The sequence below is a fragment of the Nonomuraea sp. NPDC049141 genome (assembly GCF_040648415.1).
GTDB lineage: Bacteria > Actinomycetota > Actinomycetes > Streptosporangiales > Streptosporangiaceae > Nonomuraea.
Window position 1 is genome coordinate 109,604 of record NZ_JBEZDR010000019.1, and the last position, 18,165, is coordinate 127,768.

19 protein-coding genes are annotated in these 18,165 nt (G+C 69.9%); 6 read left to right on the forward strand and 13 right to left on the reverse strand.

Annotation, left to right across the window (positions count from 1 at the left end; translation table 11 throughout):
- Positions 1-68: 68 nt before the first annotated feature.
- The 4 genes from AB0B91_RS44270 (at position 69) to AB0B91_RS44285 (ending at position 3,785) form a co-directional block, all read left to right on the forward strand.
- The gene (locus AB0B91_RS44270; protein WP_358333904.1) at positions 69-1,277 is read left to right on the forward strand and encodes an NAD(P)/FAD-dependent oxidoreductase; all 1,209 of its coding nucleotides are present in this window, start codon (positions 69-71) and stop codon (positions 1,275-1,277) included.
- 142 nt (positions 1,278-1,419) lie between these two features.
- Complete coding sequence (locus tag AB0B91_RS44275) at positions 1,420-2,235, forward strand: alpha/beta hydrolase (protein WP_358333908.1); 816 nt, start codon at positions 1,420-1,422, stop codon at positions 2,233-2,235.
- Between the two features lie 66 nt (positions 2,236-2,301).
- On the forward strand, positions 2,302-2,922 hold the full coding sequence (locus tag AB0B91_RS44280; protein ID WP_358333911.1) for a maleylpyruvate isomerase N-terminal domain-containing protein: 621 nt from the start codon (positions 2,302-2,304) through the stop codon (positions 2,920-2,922).
- 101 nt (positions 2,923-3,023) lie between these two features.
- Positions 3,024-3,785, forward strand: coding sequence for an SDR family oxidoreductase (locus tag AB0B91_RS44285; RefSeq protein WP_358333914.1), 762 nt, complete (start codon positions 3,024-3,026; stop codon positions 3,783-3,785).
- 27 nt (positions 3,786-3,812) lie between these two features.
- Here AB0B91_RS44285 and AB0B91_RS44290 read toward each other — a convergent pair whose 3' ends face one another.
- Together AB0B91_RS44290 and AB0B91_RS44295 are read right to left on the reverse strand one after the other, a co-directional pair.
- Positions 3,813-4,283, reverse strand: coding sequence for a pyridoxamine 5'-phosphate oxidase family protein (locus AB0B91_RS44290; RefSeq protein WP_358333917.1), 471 nt, complete (start codon positions 4,281-4,283; stop codon positions 3,813-3,815).
- Between the two features lie 179 nt (positions 4,284-4,462).
- Positions 4,463-5,380, reverse strand: a complete 918-nt coding sequence (locus AB0B91_RS44295; protein WP_358333920.1) for a M23 family metallopeptidase — start codon at positions 5,378-5,380, stop codon at positions 4,463-4,465.
- Positions 5,381-5,461: 81 nt separating this feature from the next.
- Here AB0B91_RS44295 and AB0B91_RS44300 point away from each other — a divergent pair, with 81 nt between their 5' ends.
- Positions 5,462-8,185, forward strand: a complete 2,724-nt coding sequence (locus tag AB0B91_RS44300) for a BTAD domain-containing putative transcriptional regulator (RefSeq protein ID WP_358333923.1) — start codon at positions 5,462-5,464, stop codon at positions 8,183-8,185.
- 20 nt (positions 8,186-8,205) lie between these two features.
- Here AB0B91_RS44300 and AB0B91_RS44305 read toward each other — a convergent pair whose 3' ends face one another.
- The 7 genes from AB0B91_RS44305 to AB0B91_RS44335 form a co-directional block, all read right to left on the reverse strand.
- The gene (locus tag AB0B91_RS44305; RefSeq protein WP_358333926.1) at positions 8,206-8,484 is read right to left on the reverse strand and encodes an alpha/beta hydrolase; all 279 of its coding nucleotides are present in this window, start codon (positions 8,482-8,484) and stop codon (positions 8,206-8,208) included.
- Entirely contained in the window at positions 8,481-9,221 is a 741-nt protein-coding gene (locus AB0B91_RS44310) for an alpha/beta hydrolase (RefSeq protein WP_358333929.1), read from the reverse strand. The genes AB0B91_RS44305 and AB0B91_RS44310 overlap by 4 nt, the downstream gene beginning before the upstream one ends.
- A 582-nt stretch (positions 9,222-9,803) precedes the next feature.
- The gene (locus AB0B91_RS44315; protein WP_358333932.1) at positions 9,804-10,088 is read right to left on the reverse strand and encodes an alpha/beta hydrolase fold domain-containing protein; all 285 of its coding nucleotides are present in this window, start codon (positions 10,086-10,088) and stop codon (positions 9,804-9,806) included.
- 10 nt (positions 10,089-10,098) lie between these two features.
- Positions 10,099-10,707: an NYN domain-containing protein gene (locus tag AB0B91_RS44320; RefSeq protein WP_358333935.1), complete on the reverse strand. Its 609-nt coding sequence runs from the start codon at positions 10,705-10,707 to the stop codon at positions 10,099-10,101.
- A gap of 192 nt (positions 10,708-10,899) precedes the next feature.
- A complete protein-coding gene (locus AB0B91_RS44325) occupies positions 10,900-11,655 on the reverse strand; it encodes an ATP-binding cassette domain-containing protein (protein WP_358333937.1) in 756 nt (251 codons plus the stop codon).
- Positions 11,652-12,695 carry an ABC transporter permease gene (locus AB0B91_RS44330; RefSeq protein WP_358333940.1) on the reverse strand — a complete coding sequence of 348 codons (1,044 nt, stop codon included), beginning with the start codon at positions 12,693-12,695 and terminating at the stop codon, positions 11,652-11,654. The genes AB0B91_RS44325 and AB0B91_RS44330 overlap by 4 nt, the downstream gene beginning before the upstream one ends.
- On the reverse strand, positions 12,692-13,675 hold the full coding sequence (locus tag AB0B91_RS44335; RefSeq protein WP_358333943.1) for a sugar ABC transporter substrate-binding protein: 984 nt from the start codon (positions 13,673-13,675) through the stop codon (positions 12,692-12,694). The genes AB0B91_RS44330 and AB0B91_RS44335 overlap by 4 nt, the downstream gene beginning before the upstream one ends.
- Positions 13,676-13,853: 178 nt before the next feature.
- On the opposite strand from AB0B91_RS44335, the gene AB0B91_RS44340 reads away from it, so the two are divergent.
- On the forward strand, positions 13,854-14,495 hold the full coding sequence (locus AB0B91_RS44340; RefSeq protein ID WP_358333946.1) for a TetR/AcrR family transcriptional regulator: 642 nt from the start codon (positions 13,854-13,856) through the stop codon (positions 14,493-14,495).
- Here the strand turns inward: AB0B91_RS44340 and AB0B91_RS44345 are convergent.
- Genes AB0B91_RS44345 through AB0B91_RS44360 form a run of 4 tightly spaced genes read right to left on the reverse strand, consistent with a single transcriptional unit; the run spans position 14,492 to position 18,123 of the window.
- Entirely contained in the window at positions 14,492-14,728 is a 237-nt protein-coding gene (locus tag AB0B91_RS44345) for a hypothetical protein (protein WP_358333949.1), read from the reverse strand. The genes AB0B91_RS44340 and AB0B91_RS44345 overlap by 4 nt on opposite strands.
- 17 nt (positions 14,729-14,745) lie before the next feature.
- Complete coding sequence (locus AB0B91_RS44350; RefSeq protein ID WP_358333952.1) at positions 14,746-16,083, reverse strand: TRAP transporter large permease subunit; 1,338 nt, start codon at positions 16,081-16,083, stop codon at positions 14,746-14,748.
- A gap of 28 nt (positions 16,084-16,111) precedes the next feature.
- Complete coding sequence (locus AB0B91_RS44355) at positions 16,112-16,939, reverse strand: CoA ester lyase (RefSeq protein ID WP_358333955.1); 828 nt, start codon at positions 16,937-16,939, stop codon at positions 16,112-16,114.
- Positions 16,936-18,123, reverse strand: a complete 1,188-nt coding sequence (locus tag AB0B91_RS44360) for a CoA transferase (RefSeq protein ID WP_358333958.1) — start codon at positions 18,121-18,123, stop codon at positions 16,936-16,938. Before AB0B91_RS44360 ends, AB0B91_RS44355 begins: the two co-directional genes overlap by 4 nt.
- Between the last annotated feature and the right edge of the window lie 42 nt (positions 18,124-18,165).

Genomic DNA, 18,165 nt, shown 5'->3' on the forward strand with positions numbered 1-18,165 from the left:
CGCTCCTGGCTCGCCTTCACCCGCGTCAAGCGCCGACAGTTGCCGACGACCAGAAGGGATCCACCACCATGCATGTGATCGTCATCGGCGCCGGTCTCGGCGGCCTGTGCCTGGCCCAGCGGCTGCGCCAGGACGGCATCAGCGTCTCCGTACACGAGCAGGACCCGACACCGGTCTTCCGCGACCAGGGCTACCGCCTCCACATCAACGCCGACGGCCGTCGCGCCCTCGAACACGCCCTGCCACCACGGCTGTGGCAGCTGTTCCTGGCCACCGCCGGGACACCCGGCCCCCGCTCGGTCTTCCTCGACGAGCAGCTCGTCCCGCGATGGACGGCCGAAGCGGAGCCCGGACCCGCGCCCCTGACGGTCGACCGGCTGACCCTGCGCCAGATCCTGCTGGCCGGGCTGGAAGACATCGTCACCTTCGGCAAGACCTGCACCGGCTTCGAAACCGACCGCGCTGAAAACGACGTCGTCACCACCGCGAACAGCCGTGTCACCGCCCACTTCGCCGACGGCAGCACCGTGACCGGCGACGTGCTCGTGGCCGCCGACGGCGTGAACTCCGTCATCCGCCGCCGGCTCCTCCCCCACGCCCGCGTCGTGGACACCGGCCTGCGCCAGCTCTACGGCAAGATCCCGCTCAATGACCGGACCCAGGGGCTGTTCAGCGACGACATGTTCAACGTCTTCACCGCGATCGTCGGCCCCCGCAACGCGTTCATCGGGGTGGCGCCGGTGGAGTTCCCAGAGCCGCTCCACCAGGCCGCGCTCCGGCACGCCCCCGCCGTCCGGCTCCGCGCCGTTCAGGACTACATGACCTGCAGCTTCGGCATCCGCGCTGAGCACCTGCCCCGCACCGACGACGAACTCCACCGGATGACCGGCGCCGAGCTCCGCGCGATGGTGCTGGACCTGATCGACGGCTGGCATCCCCGCGTCCAGCGCATCGCGCGGGAGTGGGATCCGGCCAGCATCTTCCCCGCCGTACTGCGTACGAGCGTCCCCATCGAGGCATGGCCCACCACTGCCGTCACCCTGCTGGGTGACGCCATCCACGCGATGAGCCCGGCGGGCGGGGTGGGCGCCAACACCGCGCTGCGTGACGCGGCCACGCTGGCGGACGCGCTGAACAAGGCGGCACACGGACGCCCGCTCGTGGCGGCGGTGCGTGACTACGAGACGGCCATGATCGACTACGGGTTCGCCGCAGTACGTGCCTCCGCCGACAACGGCCACCGCTTCCTCGGCCAGAACCCGCTCCCCACGGCATAACCGGATGAGGCCATCCCCCCGGCCACGCTCTGCCTGATGGACAGGACGACAGCCACGCGGTGACCGGCGCCCGTTCGGCCTGATCGCTGGGCCTAAGACCTGCCGCCGGGAGACTGAGCGCGACTTACTAACATTGCCAGTCATGGAGTTGACGGAGCGATTCGAGTGGCGTGGAAGGCAGATTGCCTGGGGACGCGCGGGCGCGGGTCCGGCCGTGGTGTTCTGCCATGGCACGCCGTTCTCGTCGGTGTTGTGGCAGCCGTTCGCGGAGGCCTTGAGCCGCGACTTCACCGTCTACCTGTGGGACATGCCCGGATATGGCCGTTCGTCCAAGCATGCCGAGCATCCCGTGGATTTCGGCGCGCAGGCCGATGCGTTCGCGGCGCTGCTCACGCACTGGGGGTTGGACCGGCCACACGTGATCGCCCACGACTTCGGCGGTGCCGTATCCCTGCGCACGCACCTGACCCTGGGCGTCGATTACGCCTCGCTCATGCTCGTCGACGTCGTGGCCATCCCGCCCAGCGGCTCGCCCTTCTTCACCTTCGTGCAAGACCATCCCGACGTCCTGGCAGGGCTACCGGCCTACATCCACACCGCCATCGTGCGCGCCTACATTCAGGGCGCGAGCCACCGCGGCCTACGCGAGGACGATCTCGACGCCCTCGTGCGGCCGTGGACGGGAGAGGAAGGCCAGCCCGCCTTCTACCGGCAGATCGCCCACTACGACGAGCGCTTCCTCGAAGAGAACGAAGAGCGATTGAGCCGCATCAGTATCCCCGTAAGGATCCTGTGGGGCTCCTGTGACGCGTGGATCCCCACCGATATCGCCCGGCGCCTGCAGAGCCTGATCCCCGCCGCCGAACTCTCGCTGATCGACGCCGCCGGTCACCTGGTCCACCACGACGCGCCCGTCCCGCTCATGGACGAAATCCGCGCCTGGCTCACCACCGTCTGAGGCACCGCGTGCAGGCGCGCCCCGGCGGGTGAAGGCACGCATGGAACGCTCGCGCAAGATTGACACATGGACATCGACCGCGCCCGCACCGCCTTCGCCGCCGCCTACCGGGAGCTCACGGCGGCGGTGAGCGGGATCGACCTGCTCCAGCCCACCAGGTGCGCCGGGTGGGCCGCCGTCGACCTGCTCTTCCACATGCTCTGCGACGCCCAGCGCGCACTCGTCACCCTCGCCACCCCGGCGGACGGGCCACCCGACGTCGACTACGTGACCTACTGGACTCCCTTCACGCCAGGCGTGGACGGCGCGGACGGCCACGCCTGGTGGGTACGCAGATCCGCCTCCGCCTTCGCGCGGCCTTCCGGCGTCGTGCGGGTCTGGCAGGACACCGCCCCCGCGGCGGTGCGGGCGGCGCTGGCCACGGACCCCGCCGGGTTCGTCGCGACGCAAGGCCACGTCCTCGCCGTCCCCGACTTCCTGGCCACCCTGGCCACCGAGGCCGCCATCCACCACCTCGACCTCTCGACGGATCATCCGCCCGCGCCGGAGGCGCTGGAGCTCGCGGGTGAGACGCTCGACGGCCTGCTCGGTACGGCCCGGCCGTCCCAGCTGGATCTGCCCACCTACGTCCTGGAGGCCACGGGACGGCTGCCGTCGGACGACGTGAGGTTCCCGCTGCTGGGTTAGCCCTCGATGACCAGGCCTTACCCGCAGCTCGCCAGGACACATGCCCGTACAAGCAAGCCCCGCCGTGAGCAGCCTCGCCCAGGATGCTAATTTGACCGTTCGTGTCCGACTACCTGCGTGATCTGTTCTCCCTTGCCGGCCGGCGGGCCCTGGTGACAGGCGGAAGTTCCGGCATCGGTTACGCCATGGCCGAAGCGATCGGCCGGGCCGGTGCCGAGGTCGTGATCGTGGCTCGCCGGGAGGCCGAGCTCGACAAGGCCGTGCAGCAGCTGGAGCAGCACGGCGTGACGGCCTCCCGCATCAGCGCCGACCTCGGTGACCGCGCCGCCGTGGAACGGGTCTGCGCCGGCGCCGGCCGGATCGACATCCTGGTCAACGACGCCGCCAACAACATCCGCAAGCCCATGGCCGAGCTCACCGACGACGACTACGAGCAGACGATCGCCGTCAACCTGACCGCCCCCTACCTGTTCGGCCAGCACTTCGGCCCGCGCATGGCCGAACGGGGCTGGGGACGGATCATCAACGTGGGCTCCCAGCAGACCGTCAGCGCGTTCGGCAACAGCGGTGCTTATGGTGCGGCCAAGGCAGGCATCGCCGGACTCACCCGGTCGCAGGCCGAAGCCTGGTCACGCCAGGGCGTATGCGTCAACACGATCATCCCCGGCTTCGTGCTGACGCCGCTGACCGAACCGGCCCAGGCCATCCCCGGCCGGGTCGAGGCGCTCGCTGCCCGTCACATGGTCGGCCGTAACGGCGTGCCGGACGATTTCGCCGGTGCCGCGGTGTTTCTGGCCGGTGACGCCTCCGCGTTTGTCACCGGCCAGATGCTGTTCGTCGATGGTGGCTTTTTCGTTCACTGACTCGGCCGAGCGCCTTTACTTTGTAGATTACTGACGGCGGATGTGCCGGACCTCCGCGCCCTCGTGCCAGGTGTCGATGACCAGCTCGTCCCCTTCGACCCGGGTCCACACCACCTCGGACAGGTCGATCCTGAACAGGTGTGAATCGGTGTTGGGCAGGCCCGCCTCGGCCAGCACCTTCGGGTCGGTGATCTCGACCGCCCGCCCGGCCAGCTTCACGTCGCCGGCCCATGACGACGGATCGGCCTCATCGGGGTCGGGCGAGGTGACGTGGATCGCCATGCGCGGATCCCGCCGCAGGTCGAGCGCCTTGACCGCGCCGGCCATGGACCCCATCCACAGCTCGCCGCCGTCAAAACGCGACTCGGTGCCACTCACCCGGGGCGAACCGTCTTTACGGAGCGTGGCCAGCACCTTGTGCTTGTGACGCTCCATCACCTGCCGAGCGACCGCCGCCAGCCCGGGAGCCTGGAGCTCGAACTCTTTCCACGACGTCATGCGAGCATCATGAACGACGGCACCGACAAAATGACGATCCCGCCGGCTGCTCGTCGACCGTTCGTACACACCACCGATCGTGTCCGGGTGCAGGACCCAGGCGTGTTCGGCCGGCGACATGAACTCAGGCGGGCAGGGCCTCCACCGCGCTGTGGAGGCCCTGCCCGGAGCTCGGTTGATCAGGTGCAGTGTTCGAAGCCGCTGTCGTAGGTGGAGGAGCCTGCCTTACCGCCCCACTTCACGCATTTGTCCGCCGCCGAGGCCCGTACCGGCCCCGCGTAGTAGGAGAAGTTGCCCGTATCGGTGATCCTGCTGCTTCCCTGCACCTCCAGGTAGGCGGTCGTCGCCGTGGCGGTGCCCAGGGAGGTGCTCTTCAGCGTGGTGACGCAGTTGTAGCCGGTGGAGCTGTTGTAGAGCAGGTAGACCTTGCCCGAGGTGCCGAGGGCCGCCGAGTCGATCACGCTGTAGCCGTCGCCGCAGACTTCCTGCGGGGTGTACGGGTTGGTGGTGTTGCCGCAGTTCTTGGAGGTCAGCGTCTGGATGGGGTAGCCGTAGGTCGTACCGTTGAAGACGGCCTTCTGGATGTTGGACGGATAGTTGCTGCCGAGCCGTACCTCGTAGTGGAGGTGGGGTGAGATGTTGTTGCCGGGCTTGCTGGTGTTGCCGACGGTGCCGATCTTCTGTCCCTGGGCGACGGTGTCGCCCTCGCTGACCGAGCGGACGTTCAGGTGCGCGTAGTAGGTCGCCCAGCCGCCACCGTGGTCGATCTTGACGAGGTTGCCGTAGCCGTTGGTGGAGCCCTGGTGGGCGGAGATGACCACCGTGCCCGCCGCGGCGGCCACCACGGGGTCGCCGAGGTCGGCGTCGGCCGTGCTGCCCCTGTTGAAGTCGATCTCCCACGACACGTGGGCGCTGCTCCCGCTGGAGTTGCCGGTCCAGGACTGCCCGCAGGGGAAGGGCAGCTGGAAGTTGGTGGCCATGATGCTCACATCCGCCGTCACCTGGTTGGGCGGGTCGCCGCCCTCATCGCCCGGGTCGGCGGCGGCGACGCTGAAGAACAGGGCTAAGGCCGCGACCGCGACTACTCCGAATTTCACTTGGACCCCTTCTGCACCGAATGTGTCTTGTTAGGGCCCAGATTGGGAATGATCCGTACAAAAAACATACAGAAGGCTGCCATGGTGTCCTTCCAGGTGTTCGGCCCGCTGGAGGCGTTGGCCGGAGGGCGGCCACTGCGCATCTCCGGCAGGAAGCCGCGCATGCTGCTGGCCACGCTGCTTCTCGACGCCAACCATCTCGTCAGCGCGGACCTGCTGGCCGAGGTGCTGTGGGAACGCCCGCCCCGCTCGGCGCAGGCGAACCTGCGCACCTACGCCAGCTCCCTGCGCTCATCTCTCGGCGCGCGCATCCGCGCCGAGGGCGCCGGCTACCTGATCGACGTCGTCCCCCAGGACCTCGATCTGCTGCGGTTCGAGCACCTGGTGGCTCGCCGCGACCCCGGCTCGCTGGCCGCCGCGCTCGCGCTGTGGCGCGGTGCGCCGCTGTCCGACCTGCCGGAGCATCCGCTGTGGACGCGCAGGCTCGCCCTCCTTCACGAGGTACGGCTGGCCGCCGCCCGCGAGCTGATCACCGCCCGCCTCGAACAGGGAGAGTACGGCGAGGCCGTCGCCCTGCTACGTCCCCTGTGCGCGGAACATCCCTTCCGCGAGGACCTGTGGGGGCAGCTCATGCTCGCCCTGCACTGGAGCGGCCGGCAAGCGGAGGCGCTGGCCTGCTACACCACGATCAGGCGGCAGCTGGTCACCGAACTGGGTGTGGAGCCGGGAGCGGGGCTGCGCGAGGCGCAGGCCAAGGTGCTCGACGGCGGCCCGCCGCCGGTCGTGGCCGCGAGCGCGGTGCGGGTGAGCGAGGCGGTCGTGCCCGTCCCCAGGCAGCTTCCCCCTGACGTGCCCGACTTCGTGGGCCGCGTCAACGAGTCGGTGGCGCTCGCGGGCCCGTTCTCCCTCGCGGTGATCTCGGGTCCGCCGGGCTCGGGCAAGAGCGCGCTGGCCGTCCACAACGCCTACGCCCTCGCGGACCGGTTCCCCGCCGGGCAGCTGTTCCTCAGCCTGGCCGCCAACGACCCCGCCGACCTGCTCGCCCAGGCGCTCAGGGCGATGGGCGCGGCCTCGATCCCCGACTCCCCCGCCGAACGCTCGGCTCTGTACCGCTCGATCCTCGCCGACCGCCCGATGCTCGTGGTGCTCGACGACGCCATGGACGCCTCGCAGGTACGGCCCCTGCTGCCGGGCCGCGGGCCGTCGGTGATCGTGACCAGCAGGACGAAGCTCACCGCGCTGCCCGGCGCGCTCCAGATCCAGCTGAAGCCGCTGTCGAGGTACGAGGCCGAGGATCTGCTGAGCGGGATCGTCGGCGAGGCCAGGACGGCGCGGGAGCCGGAGGCGGCCGCGGCGATCGTGCGGGCGTGCGGGTTCGTGCCGCTGGCCGTACGGATCGCGGGGGCCCGGCTGGCGGCGCGGCCCGGCTGGCCGCTCGCGGTGTTCCAGAGCCGGCTCATGGACGAGCACCGCAGGATCGGCGAGCTGCGCATCGGCGACCTCGACGTGCGTACGGGCCTCGACCACAGCTACCGGGGCCTGCCGGGCGAGGCCGCCCGCGCCCTGTACACCCTCGGCAGGCTGAGCGGCGCGCCGATACCCGGCTGGGTGGTCGACGCCGTGCTCGACAGGCATCGCGCGGACGACGTCACCGACTCCCTCATGGACGCCGACCTGTTACGGCTGGTCGGCACCGACCGGCTCGGCCAGCCGCGCTACCAGCTTCCCGATCTGGTCCGATGTCACGCGCTCGAACAGGATCCCGATCCCGCCGCGCTCGCCAGGGTGGTCGCCGGATGGACCGCGACCACCGAGCTGGCCACCGCCAAGCTGCCGACGACGGTGTTCACCCTCAGCTCGGCCGCCGCGGAACGCTGGCTGCTGCCGCGCGGCACCCTCGACAGGCTCACCGCCGACCCGGTGGCCTGGTTCGAGGTCGAACACGGGGCGCTGGAGGACGCCGTGAGCCTGGCCGCGGCGGCCGGCATGGCCGAGCAGGCGTGGGGACTGGCCGCCGCGATGGTCCCCTACCTCGACCTTCGCTGCCACTTCGACACCTGGCAGCGCACCCACCGCACCGCGCTGGCGGCCGCCAGGGCCGCGGGCGACACCTACGGCGAGGCCGCCATGCTCCGCGGACTCGCGCAGGTCTGCCTCTACCAGGACCGCTACGCCGAGTCGGAGGAGATGTTCGCCCGCGCTCGCCGGGCCTTCCGCGAGTTCGGCGACACCCGGGCGGAGGCCACCTCCATCTGCGGGCTCGGCGCCGTCGCGCAGTTCCGCGGCCGGCATCCCATCGCGCTGTCGCATTTCCGGCGCGCCCTGGTGATGTTCGGCTCGACGGGCGATCTCAATGGCGAGGCGTTCACCCGGCAGGCCATCGGCAGGGTCTGGCTGAAGTCCGGCGACCCCGTTCAGGCGGCGCGCTGGCTGGGGCAGGCGCTGCGCCTGGCCCAGGAGCTCGGCGACGTCCACCGCGAGGGCTGCGTGTCCATCCAGCTCGGCGGCCACCACGTCGAGCGCGCGCTGGAGATCTTCGAAAGCCTCGGCGACCCGCACTGCGGCGCCTACGCTCTGCAGCGGCTGGCAGGGCTCCAGGCCGCGCGCGGCGATCTCGTCCCCGCCTCCACGGGCCTCGAACGCTCGCGGGCGGTCTTCAAGCAGCTCGGCGACCGCAGCGGGCAGGCGTCCTCGGCCGAACTCCTCGGCGAGTTGCACCGCTCGGCGGGCCGGGCCGAGCTGGCCCGCGACTACCTGAGCGAGGCCGTGGCGCTCAGGGGCTCCCTCGCCGCGGAAGCCGTCTGACCAGCTCTCCTCCTGGTCGATCAGAGACCGTTGACGTCGACGACGGCCGCGGCGAAGGCCTGCGGCGCTTCCTGTGGCACGTTGTGCCCGATTCCGCGCAGGGTCCGATGCGCGTACTTGCCGGAGAACTTGCCGCGATAAACCGCGCCGTCCCCAGCGGGCGTGAAGGGATCGGACTCACCGTCCAGGGTGATCGTGGGTACGGCGATGACGGGGCCTTCGGCAAGCCGCTTTTCGAGCCGGTCATATCGTGGGTCACCTTCGGCCAGACTCAGCCGCCATCGGTAATTACCGATCACGATGCTGACGTAGTCCGGATTTTCGAAGGCCGCCGCGGTGCGATCGAACGTCGCATCATCGAAATCCCACGTCGGGGAGTTGAACTTCCAGATGAGCTTCGCCAATCGTGCCGGTTCTCCTCGAGGCCGAGTCGGCCCCGCTCCGTGGCGAAGTAATACTGATACCACCACGCCCACTCGGCCTTCGGTGGCAGCGGTTTCCTGTTGCTCTCCCGGTTGGTGATCAGGTAGCCGGTCACGGAGACCAGGGCCTTGCAGCGCCGCGGCCAGAGCACCGCGATGATGTCCGCCGTCCGCGATCCCCAGTCGAAACCGGCGAGGGTCGCCTGCTCGATCTTGAGGGCGTCCAGCAAAGCGATGACATCGAGCGCGATCACCGCCTGCTGGGCGTTTCTGAATGTCTTGTCCGAGAGGAAACGCGTGGTGCCATGGCCGCGCAGATACGGGACGATCACCCGGTAGCCCTCCGCCGCCAGCAAAGGCGCGACGTCGACATAGCTGTGAATGTCATAGGGCCAGCCGTGCAGCAGGACGGCCGCGGGGCCATCGGCGGGACCCGCTTCGGCGTAGCCGACATTCAGGACGCCGGCGTTGATCTGCTTGAGCGGACCGAAGGACGTGTTCCTCAGCGCGGGCTCGTGGGGCGTTGCCGCCCAGGAGAGACTGGGGCGGTTCCCGAGCAAGGCCGCGGCCGCTCCCGCGCCCACCATCTTGCCGAAAGCTCGTCTGTTGATCATCTGAGCCCTCCCTGGGGGCGCCACCTGAATCGCCTCGGTCGTCAGGGGCCGTAACCCGCCGAGACACCGGCGCCATGTCGCGTCAAGAGAGCGGGAGCGGCGCCTGTCGAATGTCCAGCGTACGCCTGCTACCAGGGACGATGTTCCCTACCTACTCCGTGTGGTGGGGGAACCCGATCCGCAGGACCACCGCGGCGACGACCAGCACCAGGGGGTGACGACGAGTGGTCCGAGGATCCGGCCGATGGAGTACCCGGCGGTCAGCAGGGCGACCGAGCGGGGAAACCGCAGGTGGGCGCCGGTGGCTACCGCCCGACCTGGTCCTGCGCCCGCTGACCGCACCGGAGGCCTACTGGACCTGGTCCCTGGTCTGGCGCCGCGGCGAAGTCCGCGCCGCCGTCCTGGCCGCCGTCGACGCCCTCACCGACGGGGGTCGGCGACCACGGAATCCACGCGCCGCACGCCTGGCTGCCCGACGGCGACCCGTACAAGTAGCAGGTCGCGATCATCACCGAGGGCAGGCCAACGCCACCACCGCCGAGGCGACGGTGGTGCCGCGTTCGGGCTCGGAGTACGGCTGGCTCAGCTGTGGATCAGGGCGGCGATGTCGTCGAACAGCCGCTTGTGGGCGGCGGCCGCTTCTGGAGAGGTCAGGTCCATGTTCTGGATGAAGCCGTGCTCCAGGCCAGGTTCTTGGCGGTGCACCACGTGCGCGCCGGCCTGCGCCAGTCGACGGGCGTAGGCTTCGCCTTCGTCGCGCAACGCGTCGTGTTCGGCGGTCACGATGAGCGTGTCGGGCATGCCGCGCAGCACGCCCTTTACAAAGTAGATCTCCCGCCGTCCGGTCGGGCCGGACGGCGGGAGCACGCGGGTCGGTCTACTTCCTGCGGGACCTTTCGAGCGTGACGTCCAGGCGCGCGGCATTTCTGTACAGACCGGCGTCGATCAGGATGGCCTCGTTGACCACCCCGGTGTAGGCGCCGGAGCGTACGCCGTCGGGATGAGCCGCCACGATGGTCTTCCCCGGCGCGTAGTACCTCGCCTCGCGGATCGCCGCGGCCAGGTCGGAGTCGGAGCTGACCACCAGCGCCGCCTCGCACTCGCCGGTGCACAGGTCGCCGACCAGCTGGGCCGCCAGCCGCACGTCGACCTGCTTCTCCTTGAAGCTGCCGGTCTTGTCGTCGTACTTGGCCTGCCCCATGAACGGCTGGAACTGCTTGGCGTAGACGCTGATGGTGTCCTGCTCGAACTTCCGCTGATCCACCCCGGCCTGGCCGCTCAGCGCGGTGGTGAAGTACTTCACCTTGGTGAGCGTGCCGTTGTACTTCTTCAGCACCTGGTCGCACATCCTGACGACGTCCACGCGCCAGTAGTCCGGGCCCGCCGTCGCGCAGATCCCGTAGTACAGGTTGGCCGCGTCGATGTAGGCGATCCATCTGCTGTCGCTGTTCAGGACGGTGCTGGCCGCTCCGTATCCGGTAGCCATGGTCGTGTCCCCCTCGTTGCGATGAATGAGATGTACGGCCTGCCGGCCTGCCCGAGACTCCCAGGGGCGCGGCCGGCTCAACCGCAGACGCATCACAAACGTTGGCGATAGCAATGCATTGGACGCCTGATTGCCGCCCAGCAGAACACGAATCCGGCCCCGATTACCGCCGCATTACGGCAAGGCCGAGTCTCACTCCCGGTCCAGCTCATGCGACAACTGCTCCAGCTCCGCCCCTCCCGCCATCAACCCGGTCAGTTCCTCCCGCGTGATGTCCCCCTTGCCGTACTCGCCCAGGCTCGTCCCCCGGTTGAGCAGCAGGAACCGATCTCCCACCGGATAGGCATGGTGGGGATTGTGCGTGATGAACACCACGCCGAGCCCCCGGTCGCGGGCCCGGGCGATGTACCGCAGGACGACGCCCGCCTGCTTGACGCCCAGCGCCGAGGTGGGCTCGTCGAGGATGAGCACGCGGGCGCCGAAGTGGACGGCCCTGGCGATCGCCACCGACTGCCGCTCGCCGCCGGACAGCGTGCCGACGGGCTGGTCGACGTCGCGGATGTCGATGCCCATGGCCCGCAGTTCCTCGCGGGCCACCCGGCGGGCGGTGGCCACGTCGAAGGCCAGGCCCTTGCGGGGTTCGGAGCCGAGGAAGAAGTTCCGCCAGACCGACATCAGGGGGATCATCGCCAGGTCCTGGTAGACGGTGGCGATGCCGCGATCCAGCGCCTCTCGCGGGCTGCCGAAGCGCACCTCGGAGCCGTCGACGAGGAACGACCCGGTGTCGTGCTGGTGCACCCCGGCGAGGATCTTGATGAGCGTCGACTTGCCGGCGCCGTTGTCGCCCAGGACGCAGGTGACCTCGCCCGCCTCGACGCTCATCGACACATCGCGCAGCGCCAGCACCGAGCCGAAGGCCTTGCCGATGTCGCGCGTCTGGATGATCAATGCTTCACCTCCTCGGCGTACCGCCGGACCAGGCGGTTGGCCAGTGTGGCCAGCAGGAGCATCGCGCCGAGGAAGAACTTGAACCAGTCGGCGTCCCAGCCCAGGAAGACGATGCCCTTGTCGGCCATGCCGAAGATCACCGCGCCGATGGCCGCGCCGATCGCCGAGCCGTACCCGCCCGTGAGCAGGCAGCCGCCGATCACGGCGGCGATGATGTAGATGAACTCCTGCCCGATGCCGATGTTGGCCTGCACGGATGTGTACCGCAGGGCCAGGATCGAGCCGACCAGCCAGGCGGCGACCGCGGTCGTCATGAACAGCGCGATCTTGGTACGGGCGGCGGGCACGCCGACCGCGCGGGCGGCCTGCTCGTTGCCGCCGACCGCGAAGATCCAGTTGCCCACCCTGGACCGCATGAGCACCCAGGTCGCCGCGGCGGTGACGAACACCCACCACAGGATCGCCACGCGGAAGGAGGTGCCGCCGATCTCGATGGTGCCCGCGAAGATCGTCCGGGCGAGCTCGTAGCCCTGGGCCCTGCGCAGGCCGCTGACCTGGACGGTGCCGGTCAGCGCCTTGGTGACGCCCAGGTTGATGCCCTGCAGCATGAGGAACGTGCCGAGCGTCACGATGAAGCTGGGCAGCCGGGTCCTGGTGACGATCATCCCGTTGGCGAATCCGATGACCAGCGCGACGACCAGCCCGACGAGCATGGCCGTCCACACGTCGAAGCCGTAGCGGGTGGCGAGCGTGACCAGGATGAGCCCGGTCGTGCCGGTCAGCACGCCGGCCGACAGGTCGAACTCGCCGCCGATCATCAGCAGCGCGATCGCGACGGCCATGATGCCGAGTGTCGCGGCCGGGTCGAGCCAGTTCGCGATGCCGGCGGGTGACCGGAACACCGGCGACTGGGCGGCGAAGAACACGAACACCGCGATCAGGCCGACGACCGCGCCCAGTTCCGGGCGGATCAGCAGCCGGCGTGCCAGGCCGACCTTGCCGATCCGTTCGTCGGAGGAGACAGTGGGGGCGACGGTCATCGGGTGCCGGCTTCGGCCAGCTTGGCCACCTGCTCGGCGTTGTCCTTGGTCACGAAGCCGGGGCCGGTGTTGACCGGCAGGCCGCCGCCGACGGTGTTGAGGTTGTTCTTGTACAGGTAGAGGAAGACGATCGGCAGGTAACCCTGCAGATACTGCTGCTGGTCCACGGCGAACAGGATGTCCCCGTCCTTGATCGCGCTCACCACGTCGCCCGACAGGTCGAACGTGCCCAGCTTGGTCTGCGTCCCGGCGTCCTTGATGGCGTCGCGGGCGGCGACGGCGACCGCCGGGTTGAGCGTGAGCACGCCGTTGACCTGCTTGTCGGACTGGAGCTTGGCGGTGACCTTGGAGGTCACGTCCGCCAGGTTGCTCACGTCGACCTGCAGCCGCTCGACCGTGCCGCCGAGCGTGGCCTCGGCACCCTTGCACCGCTGGTCGAGGCCGACGTTGCCGGCCTCGTGGATGACGCACAGCAGCTTGGTGACACCGGCGGCCTTGAGCTGCTCGCCCGCGCCGCGCCCGGCCACCTCCTCGGACTGACCGACATGGGTGATGGCGCCGAACGCCTTGGAGGAGTCACCGCCGGAGTTGATCGTCACGACGGGGATCTTGGCGGCGACGGCCTTGCCGATGGACTCCTTGAGCGCGTCGGGGTTGGCCATGGACACCACCAGTCCGTCGACCTTCTCCGACACCGCCTGGTCGATGAGCTGCGACTGCTTGGCCGGGTCGCCGTCGCCCTGGTAGGTGACCTTCGCGGCGTACTGCTTACCGGCGGCCTCGGCGCCGTTCTTGACCACGTCCCAGAAGGAGTCTCCGGGTCCGGCGTGGGTGATGACGGCGAAGGTGCCGCCACTCGCCGCGGCGGGCGCGGATCCGGCGGCGGGGGCACCGCTCTGCGCGCCGGGTTGCTGCGCCGAGGAGCAGCCGCTCAACGTCAGAGCGCCCAGCAACGCCACCACGATCGGGATTCGTCTCATCCGACACCTCCAAGACCAACGGGCTCGCCCTGGTTCTACCCCAATGTCATCTCTTTGTATAGACATGCGGACTAATGGTCTGATCATCTTTTGGCCGTGATGTCAGGACGTAAGATCGGCCCACACGCGCCCACGCAGATTAGTAGAACGGAATTATCTGTTCCCGTATGCTGGGCGCATGACCTCTGCACCGATGAGCGGCCGCAAGGCACAGGCCGCCCGCAACGACGAGTTGATCCTCCAGGCGGCACGGGCGGTGTTCACCGCCGATCCCGGTGCCCCGATCGCCTCCGTGGCCGAGCGGGCGGGCGTCGGGATCAGCGCCCTCTACCGGCGCTATCCCAGCAAGGAGACCCTGTTGCAGAAGCTCTGCTTCGACGGGCTGACGTTGTACATCGCCGCCGCGGAGAAGGCGATGGCCGACCAGGGCGACCCTTGGGACGCCTTCGCCACCTACATGCGGGAGATCGTCGACGCCGACACCCACTCTCTCACGATCGCGCTGGCCGGGACGTTCCAGCCGACGGAGGAGCTCTATCAGGCCGCCATGCGGGCCAGTGACCTGGCCATCCAGGTGCACGGCAAGGCGTCCGGGGCGGGGGTGCTCCGGCCGGACATCACGGTGTCGGACGTGGCGCTGCTGTTCGAGCAGCTCGCCTCGGTCAAGCTGGGCGACCACGGGCGCACCGAGCAGCTCAGGCACCGCTACCTGGCGCTGGTGCTCGACTCGCTGCGGCTGCCGCCGGACAAGCGGCCGCTGCCCGGCCCGCCGCCGGAGGACGCCGAGCTGCAGGCCCGCTGGGCGCCCGGCTCCGCCTAGTCCTCCCCCGCCTTCCACTTGAACAGGTACGACATCATGAAGCCGAGCAGCCCAGTGACCCCGGCCGCCACGGTCATCGCCATACCGAGGTTCGACACGGCGCCGGAGACCAGCCCCGGGTCACCGGCGACCAGGCCGGCGGCCTGGGCCAGCACCACCGCGACGCCGAGGGCGAGGAACACGACCAGCCCGATCTTGAAAAGGGTCATCGTCGCGCGCTTGAGGGTGTCCACTGCGAGGGTCCTTTCGATCAGATCGGCAGCACGCCGGTCGCCACCAGCACGCCGAGGGCCAGGACCGGGACGACGAACCAGATGATGAGCCGGGCGAAGATCCTGGCCGGGTCGATGCCGGCGATGCCGCTGGCGATGTAGATCGGGGCCGCGCCGGGAGGCGAGGCGCCCTCGGTGGAGGCGAAGATCATGATGGCGGTGGCCGCGGCCACCGGCGCGACTCCGGCCGCCGTCAGCGCGCTGAAGGCCACACCGCCGACGGCGGCGATCGTCGCGGTCCCGGTCAGCGGCGCCGCGATGATCACGATCAGCAGCCCGACCAGCGTGGCGATGACGACCGCCGGCGCGTCCAGCTCCTTCATGATCGCTGTGAGCTGGTCGACCAGGCCGAGCTCGCCCAGGCTGGCCGCGGCCGCGAAGGCGAAGAACAGCGTCGCGCCGATCACCGCGTACCGCTGGGCCATGTCGCCGAGCAGCTCGCTCCAGGCGCGCCCGGTGCGCGGCAGCCGCTTCCAGGCGACAGCGAGCGTGGCCAGCACGGTCAGCACGGGGATCCAGACGACGATGCTGATGTCGTCCGCGGCCTCGCCGACGCGTGATTCCATCCATTTGACGCCGAAGTCGAGCGTCAGGACCACCGGCACGGCGATGCCCGCGTACACCAGCAGCGACGCCCATCCGGCGCGCAGGGCGGCCCGCAGCGGGATCAGGTCGGCGGCGTCGGTGGCCTCGATGCGGTGGCGCCGTACCCAGACGAACACGACGATGAAGCGGTAGAGCACGGTCCACAGCCCGCCGACCAGCGCCGGCACGAACAACTGGTCGGCCGTCAGCACCGGCGCCACGGCGGCCGAGCCGAGCAGCAGGAACATCGACGAGCTCGGCGGGATCGAGATGCCCAGCCCGGCGTTGCCCGCCACCAGCGCGGCGGCCAGGTCGGGCCGCCAGTTGGACCTGGTCATCCACGGGATCGTCACCGACCCCACCGAGGCGGCGATGCCGGAGCCGGAGCCGGCGGGCCCGCCGAGCAGCGCCGCGGCCGAGGTGGAGACGTATCCGGCGCCGCCGCGCAGCCGCCCGAAGATCGAGTTGAGCACCGTCACCTGCTCCTGGATCAACCCCAGCTTGGTGAGCAGGTAGCCCATGAACACGAACGCCAGGGCGGCGAACACGACCTCCTCGGCCAGCGCGTCGGAGATGCCCGCCCAGGCCAGGCCGAAGAATCCGGTACCGCCGAACAGGCACACCCCGAGGAACCCGATGAGCATCGCCTCACCGATGTTGCGTTTCAGCACGCCGTTCCAGACGACGATGATGGCGATGTAGGCGAGGAGTGCCCAGACGGCGCTGCCCATGACGAAATTGCCTCCAATGGGGGGACGGTTAAGAAAAGTCCTCGGGCGCGAGGCGCTCGGCGAGGGCGAGGGTTCGGCGGGCCCTGGCGACGATCGGCGCGTCGACGAAGCGTCCGTCCGGCAGCGCGACGGCGCCTGCCCCGGCCCGCTCGGCCTCCTCGGCGGCCTGGACGATCTCGGTGGCCCGGTCCGTCTCCTCCCGCGTGGGGCTGAACGCCCGCCTGATCACCGGGATCTGGCGCGGATGGATGGCGGTCCTGCCGAACAGGCCGAGCGCGCGGCCCGCCCGGCAGGAGGCCGCCAGGCCCGCCTCGTCCTGGACATCGGGGTAGACCGACATCGGCACGGGCGGCAGGCCCGCGGCCGCGGCGGCCAGGACGACCTGGAGTCGCAGGTGGTTCATGGCCGTCTCGTCGGTGATCGACAGCTCGGCCGCCAGGTCCTGCTCGCCGAGCGCGACGCCCGCCACGGCCGGGTGGGCGGCGATGGTGTGGGCGGCGACGATCCCGGCCGCCGACTCCAGCAGCGCGTACGCCTTGACGGCCAGCCCGTCCAGCACGCCGGCCGACTCGACCTTGGGCAGCCGGACCGCGTCGAGCCCTGCCAGGCCACCGAGCGCGGCGAGGTCGTCCCGCCCGCGCCCGCTCGCCAGGTCGTTGATCCGGACGTGCACCTCGGCGGATCCGGTACGGCGCGCCAGGTAGGCGACGGCGTTGGCTCTGGCCTCGTCCTTGCGGGCGGGCACGACGGCGTCCTCCAGATCGATGATGACCACATCGGCCCCGGAGGCGACGGCCTTGTCGAACCGCTCGGGCCGGTCGCCGGGGACGTACAGCCAGGTGACGGGGACGCTCATGCGATCACCCCGTCCTCGCGCAGCCGGGCGATCTCCTCGGGACTGTAGGCGAGCTCGCCGAGCACCTGGTCGGTGTCGTGGCCGAGGCGCCGCCCCGGCCAGGTGACCGCGCCGGGCGTGTCCGACAGGCGGAACAGGACGTTCTGCATGGTGACCGAGCCCAGTTCCTCGTCCGGCACCTCGATGAAGGTGTCCAGAGCCGCGTACTGCGGGTCCTCGGCGATGTCGGAGACGTCGTAGATGGGGGCGATGGCCGCCTGGACCTCCTCGAAGCGGGCGACGACCTCTTCGGCGTCGCGTTCGGCAATCCAGGAGGCGACGGCCTCGTCGAGTTCGTCGACGTGCTGGACCCGGCCGTGGCCGCTGGCGAACCAGGGCTGCTCGACCAGGTCGGGCCGGCCGACCAGAGTGACCACGCGCTCGGCGATGGGCTGGGCGCTGGTGGAGATGGCCAGCCAGCGGCCGTCGCGGGTGCGGTAGGTGTTGCGCGGCGCGTTGCTGCTGGAGCGGTTGCCGGTGCGCTGGGGCACGACGCCGAGCGCCTTGAACGCGCTCATCTGCGGCCCGAGCAGGCCCAGGATCGGCTCGATGATGGCCATGTCGATGATCTGGCCGCGCCCGCTCTGCTCGCGGGCGCGCAGGGCGACCATGACGGCGTACGACATGGCCAGCCCGGCGATGCCGTCGGCCAGGGCGAGCGGCGGCAGCGTGGGCGGGCCGTCCGGCTGGCCGGTCATGGCCGCGAACCCGCTCATCGCCTCGGCCAGCGTGCCGAAGCCGGGCTGCTTGGCCATCGGGCCGAACTGCCCGAAGCCGGTCATCCGCGCCACGATCAGGCGCGGGTTGATGTCCATGAGGTCGCCGGGGGCCAGGCCCCAGCGTTCCAGGGTGCCGGGGCGGAAGTTCTCGACCAGTACATCGGAACGCTCGACCAGGCGGCGCAGGATCTCCTGCCCTTCGGCGCGCGACAGGTCGACCGCGGCGGCGCGCTTGTTGCGCGACAGCGTCTTCCACCACAGGCCCACCCCGTCGACCGAGGCGCCGTGCCCGCGTGACGGGTCGCCGCGGCGGGGATGCTCGATCTTGATCACGTCGGCGCCGAAGTCACCGAGCATCATCGCGGCGGATGGCCCGGCGAACAACGTGGCGGCGTCGATGACCCGCAGGTCAGCGAGGGGAGTCATGAACATGTAACTTATAAGAAATATCTCATAGGTCAACCGTCG

What these genes read in the sequence shown, in the direction of transcription:
- AB0B91_RS44270 (WP_358333904.1), top strand. Translation starts at nt 69, where the DNA reads ATGCATGTGATCGTCATCGGCGCCGGTCTCGGCGGCCTGTGCCTGGCC.
- AB0B91_RS44275 (WP_358333908.1), top strand. Translation starts at nt 1,420, where the DNA reads ATGGAGTTGACGGAGCGATTCGAGTGGCGTGGAAGGCAGATTGCCTGG.
- AB0B91_RS44280 (WP_358333911.1), top strand. Translation starts at nt 2,302, where the DNA reads ATGGACATCGACCGCGCCCGCACCGCCTTCGCCGCCGCCTACCGGGAG.
- AB0B91_RS44290 (WP_358333917.1), bottom strand. Translation starts at nt 4,283, where the DNA reads ATGACGTCGTGGAAAGAGTTCGAGCTCCAGGCTCCCGGGCTGGCGGCG.
- AB0B91_RS44300 (WP_358333923.1), top strand. Translation starts at nt 5,462, where the DNA reads ATGGTGTCCTTCCAGGTGTTCGGCCCGCTGGAGGCGTTGGCCGGAGGG.
- AB0B91_RS44310 (WP_358333929.1), bottom strand. Translation starts at nt 9,221, where the DNA reads ATGATCAACAGACGAGCTTTCGGCAAGATGGTGGGCGCGGGAGCGGCC.
- AB0B91_RS44320 (WP_358333935.1), bottom strand. Translation starts at nt 10,707, where the DNA reads ATGGCTACCGGATACGGAGCGGCCAGCACCGTCCTGAACAGCGACAGC.
- AB0B91_RS44330 (WP_358333940.1), bottom strand. Translation starts at nt 12,695, where the DNA reads ATGACCGTCGCCCCCACTGTCTCCTCCGACGAACGGATCGGCAAGGTC.
- AB0B91_RS44335 (WP_358333943.1), bottom strand. Translation starts at nt 13,675, where the DNA reads ATGAGACGAATCCCGATCGTGGTGGCGTTGCTGGGCGCTCTGACGTTG.
- AB0B91_RS44340 (WP_358333946.1), top strand. Translation starts at nt 13,854, where the DNA reads ATGACCTCTGCACCGATGAGCGGCCGCAAGGCACAGGCCGCCCGCAAC.
- AB0B91_RS44350 (WP_358333952.1), bottom strand. Translation starts at nt 16,083, where the DNA reads ATGGGCAGCGCCGTCTGGGCACTCCTCGCCTACATCGCCATCATCGTC.
- AB0B91_RS44355 (WP_358333955.1), bottom strand. Translation starts at nt 16,939, where the DNA reads ATGAGCGTCCCCGTCACCTGGCTGTACGTCCCCGGCGACCGGCCCGAG.
- AB0B91_RS44360 (WP_358333958.1), bottom strand. Translation starts at nt 18,123, where the DNA reads ATGACTCCCCTCGCTGACCTGCGGGTCATCGACGCCGCCACGTTGTTC.